The organism is Bacillus sp. NEAU-242-2 (assembly GCF_027853835.1).
In the GTDB taxonomy this organism is placed as follows: Bacteria; Bacillota; Bacilli; order Bacillales; family Bacillaceae; genus Bacillus; species Bacillus velezensis.
This window is the reverse complement of the sequence record NZ_JAPNNY010000001.1, coordinates 155,907-170,037: the sequence shown is the minus strand read 5'-3', so window position 1 is coordinate 170,037 and position 14,131 is coordinate 155,907. Positions and strand designations below refer to the sequence as shown.

The 14,131-nt window shown below is 41.9% G+C and carries 10 protein-coding genes; 8 read left to right on the top strand and 2 right to left on the bottom strand.

Annotated elements, in window-relative coordinates; translation table 11 throughout:
• Positions 1–10 precede the first annotated feature (10 nt).
• The 4 genes from hflX to glnA all read left to right on the top strand — a co-directional run bounded on the left by hflX (position 11) and on the right by glnA (position 4,461).
• Positions 11–1,273 carry a GTPase HflX gene (gene hflX / locus OWN49_RS00555; RefSeq protein ID WP_003154051.1) on the top strand — a complete coding sequence of 421 codons (1,263 nt, stop codon included), beginning with the start codon at positions 11–13 and terminating at the stop codon, positions 1,271–1,273.
• A gap of 16 nt (positions 1,274–1,289) precedes the next feature.
• Positions 1,290–2,555, top strand: a complete 1,266-nt coding sequence (locus OWN49_RS00550; RefSeq protein ID WP_176283333.1) for a methionine gamma-lyase family protein — start codon at positions 1,290–1,292, stop codon at positions 2,553–2,555.
• A gap of 109 nt (positions 2,556–2,664) precedes the next feature.
• Complete coding sequence (locus OWN49_RS00545) at positions 2,665–3,069, top strand: MerR family transcriptional regulator (protein WP_007410366.1); 405 nt, start codon at positions 2,665–2,667, stop codon at positions 3,067–3,069.
• Positions 3,070–3,126: 57 nt separating this feature from the next.
• Positions 3,127–4,461 (top strand): type I glutamate--ammonia ligase, encoded by a 1,335-nt coding sequence (gene glnA, locus OWN49_RS00540; protein ID WP_003154048.1) that lies wholly within the window; start codon positions 3,127–3,129, stop codon positions 4,459–4,461.
• A 226-nt stretch (positions 4,462–4,687) separates the two neighbouring features.
• Here glnA and OWN49_RS00535 read toward each other — a convergent pair whose 3' ends face one another.
• Complete coding sequence (locus tag OWN49_RS00535; RefSeq protein ID WP_176283334.1) at positions 4,688–5,782, bottom strand: L-dopachrome tautomerase-related protein; 1,095 nt, start codon at positions 5,780–5,782, stop codon at positions 4,688–4,690.
• 546 nt (positions 5,783–6,328) lie between these two features.
• On the opposite strand from OWN49_RS00535, the gene OWN49_RS00530 reads away from it, so the two are divergent.
• Together OWN49_RS00530 and xynB are read left to right on the top strand one after the other, a co-directional pair.
• On the top strand, positions 6,329–7,720 hold the full coding sequence (locus OWN49_RS00530) for an MFS transporter (protein WP_176283335.1): 1,392 nt from the start codon (positions 6,329–6,331) through the stop codon (positions 7,718–7,720).
• A gap of 42 nt (positions 7,721–7,762) precedes the next feature.
• A complete protein-coding gene (xynB, locus tag OWN49_RS00525; RefSeq protein WP_176283336.1) occupies positions 7,763–9,364 on the top strand; it encodes a xylan 1,4-beta-xylosidase in 1,602 nt (533 codons plus the stop codon).
• A gap of 162 nt (positions 9,365–9,526) precedes the next feature.
• Here the strand turns inward: xynB and xylR are convergent, their stop codons facing one another.
• The gene (gene xylR / locus OWN49_RS00520; protein WP_176283337.1) at positions 9,527–10,681 is read right to left on the bottom strand and encodes a transcriptional repressor XylR; all 1,155 of its coding nucleotides are present in this window, start codon (positions 10,679–10,681) and stop codon (positions 9,527–9,529) included.
• A gap of 263 nt (positions 10,682–10,944) precedes the next feature.
• Here xylR and xylA point away from each other — a divergent pair, with 263 nt between their 5' ends.
• Both xylA and xylB read left to right on the top strand, forming a co-directional pair.
• Positions 10,945–12,282 (top strand): xylose isomerase, encoded by a 1,338-nt coding sequence (xylA, locus tag OWN49_RS00515; protein ID WP_176283338.1) that lies wholly within the window; start codon positions 10,945–10,947, stop codon positions 12,280–12,282.
• 133 nt (positions 12,283–12,415) lie between these two features.
• Positions 12,416–13,915, top strand: coding sequence for a xylulokinase (gene xylB / locus OWN49_RS00510; protein WP_176283339.1), 1,500 nt, complete (start codon positions 12,416–12,418; stop codon positions 13,913–13,915).
• Positions 13,916–14,131 lie beyond the last annotated feature (216 nt).

Below are 14,131 nucleotides of genomic sequence, written 5' to 3'. Positions count from 1 at the left end.
GAACATCCATTTGAACGAACAGGAAGGAAAAAAAGAAACGGTCATTTTGGTCGGCTGCCAGCTTCCGCACATGACAGATGAGCACTTTGAACATTCCATGGAAGAGCTTGCTTCATTGACAAAAACGGCTGACGGAACGGTGCTGACCCGGATTACGCAAAAACGGAACAGAGCGGATGCCGCTACATACATAGGCAAGGGGAAAGTAGACGAGCTGAAGGCGCTGTGTGAAGAGCTTGAAGCGGATCTGGTTATTTTTAATGATGAACTGTCACCGAGCCAGCTTAAATCACTCGCCACTGCAATTGAAGCGAAGATCATCGACCGCACGCAGCTTATTTTGGATATTTTCGCAAAAAGGGCGAAGACGAGAGAAGGAAAGCTTCAGATCGAATTGGCCCAGCTTCAATACGCGCTGCCGCGTCTGAGCGGACAAGGAATCAATCTCTCAAGACAAGGCGGCGGAATCGGGACGAGAGGGCCCGGTGAGACAAAGCTTGAAACAGACCGGCGCCACATTAGAAACCGCATACACGAAATTAACGTGCAGCTGTCAACGGTTATCCGCCACAGAAGCCGTTATCGGGAGAGACGCAAAAAGAACGGCGTGCTTCAGGCTGCACTCGTCGGTTATACCAATGCAGGAAAATCAACGTGGTTCAATCAATTAACAAGCTCAGACAGCTATGAAGAAGATCTGCTGTTTGCAACACTTGATCCGATGACGAGAAAGATGGCGCTCCCAAGCGGCTACAGCGTCCTTTTGTCTGATACGGTCGGTTTCATTCAGGATCTGCCGACGACGCTGATTGCCGCTTTCCGTTCAACGCTTGAGGAAGTGAAGGAAGCAGACTTGATCATTCATGTCATTGATTCATCCAATGAAGATTATGCCGGGCATGAACAGACTGTCCTCGGTCTGTTAAAAGAGCTTGAGGCAGATGATATTCCGGTGCTGACCGCTTATAACAAACGTGACGAGACACTTCCTGACTTCATCCCGACAGCGGGAGAAGGCCACATCATGATCAGCGCCAGAATCGCCGGGGATGAAGCAAAACTAAAAGCGGAAATCGAAGCTTATTTGCGCCGAGAGCTGATGATGCCGTATGAAGTTCATGTGCCTGCCGCCGAAGGCAAATTGATGTCACGCATCAAATCAGAGACCATGATCGACAGCCTTTATTTTAATGAAGAAAATGAACGCTACGAAGTCTCAGGTTATGTACAGGAAGAACAAAGCATACTCGGAGAATTGAAGAAATTCATGTAAGGAAGGTATACACAACATGTTTGACACACTGACCCACGGCGCTCTTTTACAAAAAACCGCCGAAGAAACAGAAGCGGAAATCTCCGCCGTTCATAAAAGAATAGAAGAAATCAGTGAACGGAATGAATGGAGAGTCCTGCAAAGCTACAGAAAACATAAAGTAAGCGATACGCATTTTACGCCTTCAACCGGATACGGTTATGATGATATCGGACGAGATACACTGGAGAAGATCTATGCTGATGTGTTCGGAGGAGAGGCGGGGCTTGTGCGGCCGCAAATCATTTCCGGAACGCATGCGATTTCAATCGCGCTCTTCGGTGTGCTGAGACCCGGGGACGAATTGCTTTATATCACAGGCAAGCCTTACGATACACTCGAGGAAATCGTCGGAGTAAGAGGCGGGGAGTATTCAGGCTCGCTTAAGGAATTTCAAATCGGATACAATGCAGTCGATTTAACATCAGAAGGCAGAGTGGACTTTGAAGCGGTCCGGGCTGCAATCCAACCGAATACAAAAGTGGTCGGCATCCAGCGTTCAAAAGGATATGCGAATCGTCCGTCTTTCAGAATAAATGAAATTGAAGAGATGATTCGTTTCGTAAAGGAAATCAAAGAAGATGTCATTGTTTTTGTGGACAATTGCTACGGAGAATTTGCAGAAGAGCGGGAACCCTGCCACGTCGGAGCGGATCTTATGGCCGGCTCCCTGATTAAAAACCCGGGCGGCGGCCTTGCTAAAACGGGCGGCTATCTTGTAGGGAAAGCCAAGTGGATTGAGGCCTGCTCTTACCGGATGACCTCCCCGGGAATCGGAAGTGAAGCCGGGGCTTCGCTTTATTCACTGCAGGAAATGTATCAAGGTTTCTTTCTCGCTCCGCATGTAGTGGCGCAAAGCTTGAAGGGCGCGGTATTTACCGCCTGTTTTCTTGAAAAGCTCGGCTTTACGTCAAACCCTGCATGGAATGCGCCGAGAACGGATCTGATTCAATCAGTTGAGTTTCAGGACCCTGATAAGATGATCGCTTTTTGCCAGGCGATACAATATGCTTCACCGATTAATGCGCATGTGACGCCTTATCCGAGCTATATGCCGGGATATGAAGACGATGTCATTATGGCAGCGGGCACTTTCGTACAGGGAGCAAGCATTGAATTATCAGCAGATGGACCTATCAGACCGCCTTATGTCGCGTATGTCCAAGGAGGATTAACCTACGCGCACGTGAAAAATGCGATTTGCAGCGCCGTAAATGCTTTAATGGAAAAAGAGCTGATTTAGGCCGGTTGCAATTTTCAAAGAATTTGATGTTAAGATTCCTCACATTGTGTTGACACAAAATATAACATCACCTATAATGAGACTAAGATAAGAAAAGGAGGAAATTGAGATGAGTGATAACATTCGCCGCTCAATGCCTTTATTTCCAATTGGAATTGTCATGCAGTTAACAGAACTTTCTGCCCGGCAAATTCGATATTATGAGGAAAATGGATTGATATTTCCAGCGAGAAGCGAAGGAAATAGACGATTATTTTCATTCCATGATGTAGATAAACTGTTAGAAATCAAAAATCTGATTGAACAAGGCGTCAATATGGCGGGGATCAAACAAATTCTGGATAAGGCATCTGCCGAACCGGAAGAAAAATCCGAAAAAACAGCCAAACCGATGAAGCACAATCTGTCTGATGACGAACTCAGAAAGCTTCTGAAAAACGAACTGATGCAGGCAGGCCGTTTCCAGCGGGGAAATACTTTCCGCCAAGGTGACATGTCCCGATTCTTTCATTAATCCGTTAGCAACTGTTTTGCTATATACATTTACCTTTTAGAGGAGGAGTTTTACGAAATGGCAAAGTACACAAGAGAAGACATCGTAAAATTAGTAAATGAGGAAAACGTAAAGTATATCCGCCTTCAATTCACAGACATTCTCGGAACGATTAAAAACGTGGAAATTCCTGTGAGCCAGCTTGAAAAAGCACTTGATAATAAATGCATGTTCGACGGTTCTTCCATCGAAGGTTTCGTCCGTATCGAAGAGTCTGATATGTACTTATATCCTGATCTGAACACATTTGTAATCTTCCCATGGACGGCTGAAAAAGGTAAAGTAGCACGCTTCATCTGTGACATTTACAATCCGGACGGCACGCCGTTCGAAGGTGACCCGCGTAACAACCTCAAACGGATTCTGAAAGAAATGAAAGAACTCGGTTTCAGCGATTTCAATCTTGGACCTGAGCCTGAATTCTTCCTGTTTAAATTAGATGAAAAAGGCGAACCGACGCTTGAATTGAACGATAAAGGCGGATACTTCGATCTGGCTCCGACTGACTTGGGAGAAAACTGCCGCCGCGATATCGTGCTTGAGCTTGAAGAAATGGGCTTTGAAATCGAAGCATCTCACCATGAAGTTGCTCCGGGTCAGCACGAAATCGATTTTAAATATGCCGGTGCCATCCGTTCTTGTGACGACATCCAAACTTTCAAACTGGTTGTCAAAACGATCGCCCGCAAACACGGTCTGCATGCGACATTCATGCCAAAACCGCTGTTCGGCGTAAACGGTTCCGGTATGCACTGCAACCTATCACTCTTTAAAGATAACGTTAACGCATTCTTTGATAAAGACGCTGATCTTCAGCTGAGTGAAACAGCAAAACATTTCATTGCCGGTATCGTAAAACACGCGACAAGCTTTACGGCTGTCACAAACCCGACAGTGAACTCTTACAAACGCCTTGTTCCGGGCTATGAAGCACCTTGCTACGTGGCATGGAGCGCACAAAACAGAAGCCCGCTGATCCGTATCCCGGCTTCCCGCGGCATCAGCACGCGTGTTGAAGTCCGCAGCGTAGACCCGGCGGCAAACCCGTACTTGGCGTTAAGCGTATTGCTTGCAGCAGGCCTTGACGGAATCAAAAACAAACTTGAAGCACCGGCTCCGATTGACCGCAACATCTACGTCATGAGCAAAGAAGAGCGCATGGAAAACGGCATCGTAGATCTTCCGGCGACACTGGCGGAAGCTCTCGACGAATTCAAATCAAACGAAGTCATGGTTGCAGCGCTCGGCGAGCACCTGTTCGAACACTTCATCGAAGCAAAAGAAATCGAATGGGATATGTTCCGCACGCAAGTTCACCCTTGGGAGCGCGAACAGTACATGTCTCAGTATTAATCGCTCAATCCCTTGGCACTATTGGTGTCAGGGGATTTTTTGATTTTGTCATAAGATTAAGAGGTCGATATTTTGGTCCTTGACCAAAATATGACCAAAAAAAATTGAAGTTATGAATCTAACTCCATAATTGAGGCCACGTATTAATTGTAATCCCTTATTCGGTTTAGGATGAAGGCTACATGAAGCCAATTATGCTCTAAAATTGAACCGGCCATTTTTATTTTCAAAAAGCAGGAGCAGGAAATTCATCAATTTTGATACGAAGTAAACTATAAGGTTTCTGTCGTAAGTCTTCTCCATAATGAAATCTAGCCTGCCGATGTAATTGGTTCACGATGACGTATAAGTATCCATCCGGACCAATCGAAAAAGTATCCGGCCATAAAATTATCGGATCATGTGCGATCGTTTCCATTGTGCCATTCGGCAGCATCTTTCGAATACTATTGTTCTCATAATCTCCGGCATAAACGGCTCCTTTTGCATCTGTAATCATTCCATCAGACGCGCCTTTTTCTCCCCAATACGCCACATAATAAAGTAAATCCATGTCCGATATATTTCTATCTCTCAGGGCTTCTGTTGAGATAGAGAACAAATGGCGGCTGGTCAGGGGACAAAAAAATAATACCTTTCCGTCAGGAGAGATCGCAATACCGTCGGATGCCAGCCTAAATGGGGAAGTTGAACCATCCCTGTTACGATTCATCAAAATTTTGCCTTCTACTTTCGGTATAAAAGAGGAATCCGGTGAAGTTGGATTTGCTCCATTTAACCGTCTAAATGCGTTTCCGGTTTCTAAATCAACGACGATAATAGCTCCTGGTCCTTTGGAAGAAGAATCCGTTATATAGGCATAACCTGCAGTTCCAACACGAAAATCAAATCGGACATCATTCAGGTAAGTTGTTGGAAGGACAACATCTTCTGTAAAGGTATACACTCTTCTGATTGTATTGGTTTTTAAATCAACAGCGACTAATTTTGCCCCGCCTTTAATTGGTTCAGAAAAATTGGGCGCCGCTGTATCTAGTATCCAAAGCGTTCCTCTTCCATCAGCAACTACACTTTGGACACTGATGAAAGTCATTTTGATATTCTCAGGGTTAACCAAATTGGTTTGTAAATCAGGATAAGGCTGCAATTTATCCCCAATTATTTCCGCAACCGTAAATTTAACATCGTCTCCCCATTTCGGAAAACAAATGAATATACGACCGGTTTCTGAGACAGTAACACCGGTAGGCATAGCTCCATAAAATGCATAAACCAGTTCTAAATCACCAAAATATTTTTCAAAAGGCAGCATAGGTTTCATAATATCCTCCTCAACCAATTAAACGGGATATCACTTATATATGATTCGCATTTTTTCAAGTGCATGTTTCTTAATAAGTTTTACTAAACAAAAGATGATGGAAGTGCTTATCATTTAATAAATCAGTCAGGTGACACATGGGGTTTTTACTTAACGTCTGTCGAAGCAGCCGGCAATTACAACATGGTACGTCCTTTGGTCGGTTTTAAATTCTCTGAAAAAAGAGTTGAAAAAGCAGAAAAGATTTTATAATATGAAATCAAGTTAGTTTGTTCGATCAACAAACTAATAAAACCACTTTAATTGCCCATCATGTAAAGGTCTTAAATGGGAGGGGGATAAGAGGCTCGATTTAATTGGAGGTATATAAAAAGTGAAAGCCAAGCTTTTATCCTGTTCACTATGATGAAAATGCTCTGTGAAAGTAAATCGCTATCATTTTTTTGAAAGCGCTTTTATAAAGCCTTCACTGGCCGATAAAATTGAAGAAATGTTATACCATTTCATAATGTTCCTTATGTAAAGGATCGAAAAGGGGAGGAAATCATGCTCAGTGAAAATGTAAAGAAGATCAGCATGGTTGAAAAAGTTGGATATGCGTCTGGAGATTTTGCATGTAATTTAATTTATGCAACAGTGTCTACTTATCTTTTGTTCTTCTATACAGATATATTTGGTTTACCGGCAGCAACAGCCGGTACGATGTTTTTAGTGGTTAGAATCATCGACGCTCTCGCTGATCCTTTTATCGGAACAATAGTTGACAGAACAAATAGCAGGTTTGGGCGCTTCAGACCGTATCTTTTATTCGGAGCTTTTCCATTTGTCATATTGGCAATACTCTGTTTTACAACCCCGGATTTTTCGGATATGGGGAAATTAATATATGCTTATATCACCTATGTCGGCTTGTCGCTTACATACACAATGATAAACGTGCCATATGGCGCGTTAACATCTGCAATGACCCGAAATAATCAAGAAGTTGTTAGTATAACGTCTGTCCGTATGTTATTTGCGAATCTTGGGGGACTTGTCGTTGCATTTTTTGTTCCCTTACTGGCTGCTTATTTAAGCGATACTTTCGGCAGCGAATCTCTTGGCTGGCAGCTAACCATGGGTATTATGGGAGTTATAGGCGGGTGCCTTTTAATCTTTTGTTTTAAAAGCACAAAAGAGCGTGTCACGCTTCAAAAATCTGAAGAAAAAATTAAATTATCGGATATATTTGAGCAATTTCGTGTTAATCGGCCTCTAGTTGTATTAAGTATTTTCTTTATTATTATTTTTGGAGTGAATTCAATCAGTAATTCGGTTGGCATCTATTACGTAACGTATAATTTAGAAAGAGCGGATTTAGTGAAGTGGTACGGTTTGTTGGGAAGTTTGCCTGCTTTGGTCATTTTACCGTTTATACCAAAGCTTCATCAATTATTAGGGAAGAAGAAATTACTAAATTATGCATTATTACTGAATATGATCGGCCTCTTAGCTTTACTGTTCGTTCCGTCAAGTAATATATTCCTGATACTTTCCTTTCGATTGCTGGCTGCTGCCGGAAGTCTCACTGCCGGGGGCTATATGTGGGCGCTTATACCTGAAACAATCGAATATGGAGAGTATAAGACCGGGAAAAGAATGGGCGGTCTCATATACGCTATTATCGGATTTTTCTTTAAATTCGGCATGGCCTTGGGAGGGGTTGTACCGGGTTTGGTTTTAGATCAGTTTGGATATGTGGCAAATCAGGTGCAAACGCCGGAGGCATTGACGGGAATTTTAATTACAGCAACCATTATTCCCGTGTTCTTACTGGTTCTGGCCATGATTGATATTAATTTCTATAACTTAGATGAGAAAAAATATAAAAACATGGTGCGAGAATTAGAGAATAGAGACAAAGTTTATTTGGATCATATTGACGATTTCAAAGCTTAAAACATGATGAGTCAACAGAAAATAGCTGAGGAGGCGTTCTGCATGAAGATTATCAATCCAGTACTTAAAGGATTCAACCCCGATCCGAGTATTTGCAGGGTTGGAGAGGATTATTATATCGCTGTATCTACATTTGAGTGGTTTCCGGGAGTCCAGATACACCACTCAAAAGATTTAGTCAATTGGCACTTAGTTGCACATCCATTACAGAGAGTTTCGCAATTAGACATGAAAGGAAATCCTAATTCAGGCGGGGTCTGGGCGCCATGTTTAAGTTACAGTGACGGAAAGTTTTGGCTGATCTATACGGATGTTAAGGTCGTAGATGGCGCCTGGAAAGATTGCCACAATTATTTAGTGACTTGTGACACGATTGATGGTGATTGGGGGGAGCCGATCACATTAAACAGCTCGGGTTTTGATGCTTCTTTATTCCATGATACGGATGGGAAAAAATATTTATTAAATATGTTATGGGATCAGCGTATTGATCGGCACTCCTTTGGAGGCATTGTCATGCAGGAATATTCTGATAAGGAGCAAAAACTGATCGGTAAACCGAAAGTGATATTTAAAGGAACTGAAAGAAAGCTGACGGAAGCGCCGCATCTTTATCATATCGGGAACTATTATTATTTATTAACCGCAGAAGGAGGAACGCGGTTCGAACATGCTGCTACAATTGCCCGTTCTGCGAATATTGAGGGGCCATATGAAGTTCATCCTGATAACCCAATCTTAACGTCATGGCATGATCCAGGAAACCCATTGCAAAAATGCGGGCATGCATCTATTGTTCACACACATACAGATGAGTGGTATTTAGCTCATTTAACGGGACGTCCCATTCATCTGGACGATGATTCAATTTTTCAGCAGAGAGGATATTGTCCTTTGGGCAGAGAAACAGCTATTCAAAAGCTCTATTGGAAAGATGGCTGGCCTTATGTAGAAGGCGGAAAAGAAGGGAGCTTGGAAGTGGATGCACCTTCTATACCTGAAACAATGTTTGAAGACACGTATCCGGAAGTTGATGAATTTGAGGATGCAGCATTAAATATTAATTTTCAAACATTAAGAATCCCTTTTACGGAGAAATTAGGTTCATTAACTCAAGCGCCAAATCATTTACGATTATACGGCCATGAATCCTTAACTTCGACGTTTACTCAGGCATTTGTAGCCAGACGCTGGCAAAGTCTCCATTTTGAAGCGGAAACGGCTGTTGCGTTTTATCCGGAAAATTTTCAGCAAGCCGCTGGTTTGGTGAACTATTACAATACAGAGAACTGGACGGCTCTTCAAGTCACGCATGATGAAGAACTTGGCCGTATTCTTGATTTAACGATATGTGATAACTTTTCTTTTTCACAACCGTTAAAAAATAAAATTGTAATTCCCCGTGAAGTCAAGTACGTCTATTTAAAAGTGAATATTGAAAACGAAAAATATTATTATTTCTATTCATTTAACAAAGAAGATTGGCACAAAATCGACATTGCATTGGAATCGAAAAAATTATCAGATGATTATATCCGAGGCGGGGGATTCTTTACAGGAGCTTTTGTAGGGATGCAATGCCAAGATACGAGCGGAAATCAAATTCCGGCCGACTTCAGATATTTCCGTTATAAAGAAAAATGAATGTCCGCATGAAAAAGGAGCTTTCTATTTTGGAACTCCTTTTTCATATTAGAATGTGCCTGTGTGGAAAAACACGTCAGATATGCTCCCATTCAGGATGAAAATAACAAAACAAAAAACCCATCTTTAAAGATGAGCGTAAAACATAGAAGTTTATACATTTCAGTTATGAACCATGTCGAGAAAATGATCAATCACAATAGAGGACATTCCTAAAGCGGGTGCATTTTTTCCTAAGAAAGATGGTAATAGTTCATAGCTATTGTCTAGGTGGGAATAAACCCTTGACGACACTTCACTTCTCATTGAATTTAAAACCATAGGATGCGATTCAATTATGCTATTTCTTAAAATTACGGCCTGTGGGTTGAAAGTATTTAAAATATTGGTAAGGCCTATTCCTAAATAGAATCCAAAATTCTGTAATGCGTTTAAGGTTCCGATATCATTCAGATGGGCGAGGTCTATGATATCTTGATAGGACAGTTTTTTCTCTTTGGTCTGAAGAGATTTTAATAAAGCCTTCTCTGAAGCATACAATTCCCAGCAGCCTCGGTTTCCGCAACTGCATTTAGGACCATTAAAGTCTATTGTCATATGTCCCATTTCTCCAGAGAAGCCGCTTACTCCTCTATATAAATGATTGTTGATAATAACACCGATCCCTATCCCTGTGCTGATACTTACGTAAATAATGTTATCGTGATTTTTTGCAGCTCCAAATACTTTCTCTCCATATGCGCCAGCGTTTGCCTCATTTTCAATAAAAACAGGCACATTGTACTTCTCTTGTATCGAAGATTTTAAGTCAATATCTCTCCAGTTGGAGTTCGGAGTGAAAACAATTTTTTGATCTTTATCAATGAGTCCAGGCACGCAAATACCTATACCAATAAGCCCGTACGGAGATTGGGGCATATGCGTAATAAAGTGATGAATCATATCAATCAAAATGTCTTTCGTTATTTCTGGAGAATTGGATTCCAAATGGCAGTATTGATCAAGAACGATCGTTCCTTCAAGGTCTGTTAAAATGCCATTGATATAATCCACACCAACATCTATTCCTACGGAGTATCCTGCCTTTTTATTAAAAACAAGCATGACTGGTCTTCTGCCGCCGCTTGATTGTCCCTGACCTATTTCAAATACGAGGTTTTCTTTCATTAATGTGTTTACCTGTGACGAAACAGTTGATTTATTTAATCCGGTCATTTCAGATAATTTTGCTCTTGAAATAGGAGAATTCTTAAGTATTTCGTTTAGTAATAACTTTTGGTTAACTTTTTTGACAAAGGCTTGATCAGCGATATCCACTTCATCCACTCCATTTGTATAATCTTTAAATTAAGTTGAACGTTCTGTGTTATCGTGCGAAACGCAGTACATAGCGAATGCAACCTTTATTATATCTAATGTGTTCGTAAAAAACTAAAAAAAATATTGAAAATACTGATGAGGTTATATAAGATGAAAATAAGTTAGTTTGTTTAGGCAACAAACTAATATATAACATGACATAAAAGCATCTGTATTTGAATGATCATGTTTAGAATTTATTTTTAAGGGGGAAATCACACATGGCTCACTCTCATTCCGGTTCAGTCGGCTATTTTGAAAGCGTAAACAAAGTGATTTACGAAGGGAAAGATTCCACTAATCCTTTAGCATTTAAATATTATAATCCTCAAGAAGTAATCGGCGAAAAGACAATGAAAGAGCATCTGCGATTTTCTATTGCCTATTGGCATACATTTACCGCTGACGGCACAGACATGTTTGGCGCAGCTACGATGCAGAGACCGTGGGATCACTATAAAGGCATGGATCTGGCGAGAGCGAGGGTAGATGCAGCGTTTGAGATGTTTGAAAAACTGGATGCGCCATTTTTTGCTTTTCATGACCGGGATATCGCACCGGAAGGAAGTACGTTAAAAGAGACAAATCAAAATCTGGATATAATCGTGGACATGATAAAAGACTACATGAGAACCAGCAGCGTTAAGCTTTTATGGAATACTGCAAATATGTTCACGAATCCCCGTTTTGTGCATGGTGCGGCGACTTCTTGTAATGCAGATGTATTTGCGTATGCCGCAGCCCAAGTAAAAAAAGGATTAGAAACAGCAAAAGAGCTTGGCGCCGAGAACTATGTATTTTGGGGCGGACGTGAAGGGTACGAAACTTTGTTAAATACCGATTTAAAATTTGAGCTTGATAATATGGCCAGATTTATGCATATGGCAGTGGATTATGCGAAGGAAATCGGGTATACAGGGCAGTTTTTGATTGAACCAAAACCAAAAGAGCCGACCACCCATCAATATGATACGGACGCAGCAACAACCATTGCCTTTTTAAAGCAATACGGCTTAGACAATCATTTTAAATTAAATCTCGAAGCCAATCATGCCACATTAGCCGGGCATACATTCGAACATGAATTACGCATGGCGAGAGTGCATGGCCTTCTCGGCTCTGTTGACGCGAATCAGGGTGATCCGCTTTTAGGCTGGGACACAGATGAATTTCCGACAGATTTATATTCTGCGACATTAGCAATGTACGAAATCCTGCAAAATGGCGGTCTTGGAAGCGGAGGATTAAACTTTGACGCAAAGGTCAGGAGATCTTCTTTTGAGCCTGATGATTTACTATATGCCCATGTTGCAGGGATGGATACATTTGCAAGAGGATTGAAAGCCGCACACAAGTTAATCGAAGATCGTGTGTTTGAAGATGTGATTCAACACCGTTACCGCAGCTTTACTGAAGGGATTGGCCTTGAAATTGCAGAAGGAAGAGCTAATTTCAAGACGCTTGAGCAATATGCGCTGAACAATCAGCCAATTAAAAACGAATCAGGGAGACAGGAACGGTTAAAAGCGATATTAAACCAATACATTTTACAGGTATAACAAATGAAAAAAGAAGTTCCAGATCCCGCTGTAAAAAGATGCAGGCAGCCAAGTTCCCAATTGCCCGTCATGAAGTTACTGTTATGGCGGGTCATTTCAATGGGGATCTATTTAGAGAGGAAGGAGTGAAAAAATGAAGTATGTCATTGGAATAGACCTTGGAACGAGTGCCGTTAAAACCATTTTAGTCAATCAAAACGGCAAGGTTTGTGCAGAAGCGTCCAAAAGTTATCCGCTCATCCAAGAGAAGGCGGGATATAGTGAGCAAAATCCTGAAGACTGGGTGCAGCAAACAATTGAAGCATTGGCTGAATTGATTTCGATATCCAACGTCCAATCTGGGGATATTGACGGGATTAGCTATTCAGGACAAATGCATGGGTTAGTACTGCTTGACCAAGATCGGCAGGTGCTGCGTCATGCGATTCTTTGGAATGATACTAGAACGACGCCTCAATGCAGCAGGATAACCGAGACATTTGGCGATCATCTGCTTGATATCACAAAAAATCGTGTCCTTGAAGGGTTTACATTACCTAAAATGTTATGGGTGAAGGAACATGAGCCTGAACTTTTTAACAAAACCGCTGTTTTTCTGCTTCCGAAAGACTATGTGAGATTCCGCATGACCGGCGCCGTTCACACCGAATACTCCGATGCGGCAGGAACGTTACTTTTACATATGACCCGCAAAGAGTGGAGCGATGAGATTTGCAATCAATTTGGTATTTCAGCAGAAATTTGTCCTCCGCTGGTTGAATCCCATGACTGTGTAGGATCGCTGCTTCCGAGCGTTGCGGCGAAGACAGGGCTGCTCGAAAAAACAAAAGTATACGCTGGGGGAGCAGATAATGCTTGCGGTGCTGTCGGAGCCGGTATTCTTTCTTCGGGAAAAACATTATGCAGTATCGGGACGTCAGGAGTCATACTTTCCTGTGAAGAAGACAAAGAAAGGGACTTTAAAGGGAAAGTGCACTTTTTTAATCATGGAAAGAAGGATTCTTTTTATACGATGGGAGTCACGCTCGCTGCAGGGTACAGCTTGGACTGGTTTAAAAGAACGTTTGCGCCGAACGAATCGTTTGAACAATTATTGCAGGGCGTGGAATCTGTTCCGATAGGAGCAAATGGACTGCTGTACACTCCTTACTTGGTCGGTGAAAGAACGCCGCATGCTGATTCATCTATTCGGGGAAGCTTGATCGGAATGGACGGAGCCCATAAAAGAGAGCACTTTTTGAGGGCGATAATGGAAGGCATCACATTCTCTTTATATGAATCAATTGAGCTATTCCGCGAAGCGGGAAAATCAGTTGATACGGTTGTCTCTATTGGCGGGGGAGCTAAAAATGAAACGTGGCTTCAAATGCAGGCTGATATTTTCAATACGAGGGTGGTTAAGTTAGAAAATGAACAAGGTCCGGCCATGGGGGCTGCGATGTTAGCCGCCTTCGGAAGCGGGTGGTTTGACTCTCTTGAAGAATGTGCAGAGCAGTTCATTCATGAAGCAGCTGCATTTTATCCAAAAGAACAAAATGTTCAAAAATATAAAACATTATTCGAGTTGTATAAGAACATTTACGCTCACACAAAAGATCTCAATACAGCTTTAAAGAGCTTTCGACAAACCTAATTTTCAGGAGGTCAGTTGAGGGATATCAAAGCAACGGCAGCGCTAATGTAACTTCAAATGTGTTAGCTATTGAAGGAAACTGATAAGCATTCTTGTAAGTTGTGACTGCATCAGTCTAAACTCATATGACGATGAATTGAGAAGTATACACACAAAACATCCCCTCACATTGCGTGAGGGGGATGTTTTTTATTATTGAGATTTTCCTGTTTCTTG

Excerpts from the sequence above, each read along its gene's own strand:
- xylB (WP_176283339.1), top strand. The coding sequence starts at position 12,416 with ATGAAGTATGTCATTGGAATAGACCTTGGAACGAGTGCCGTTAAAACC.
- glnA (WP_003154048.1), top strand. The coding sequence starts at position 3,127 with ATGGCAAAGTACACAAGAGAAGACATCGTAAAATTAGTAAATGAGGAA.
- xylA (WP_176283338.1), top strand. The coding sequence starts at position 10,945 with ATGGCTCACTCTCATTCCGGTTCAGTCGGCTATTTTGAAAGCGTAAAC.
- xynB (WP_176283336.1), top strand. The coding sequence starts at position 7,763 with ATGAAGATTATCAATCCAGTACTTAAAGGATTCAACCCCGATCCGAGT.
- OWN49_RS00535 (WP_176283334.1), bottom strand. The coding sequence starts at position 5,782 with ATGAAACCTATGCTGCCTTTTGAAAAATATTTTGGTGATTTAGAACTG.
- OWN49_RS00530 (WP_176283335.1), top strand. The coding sequence starts at position 6,329 with ATGCTCAGTGAAAATGTAAAGAAGATCAGCATGGTTGAAAAAGTTGGA.
- OWN49_RS00550 (WP_176283333.1), top strand. The coding sequence starts at position 1,290 with ATGTTTGACACACTGACCCACGGCGCTCTTTTACAAAAAACCGCCGAA.
- OWN49_RS00545 (WP_007410366.1), top strand. The coding sequence starts at position 2,665 with ATGAGTGATAACATTCGCCGCTCAATGCCTTTATTTCCAATTGGAATT.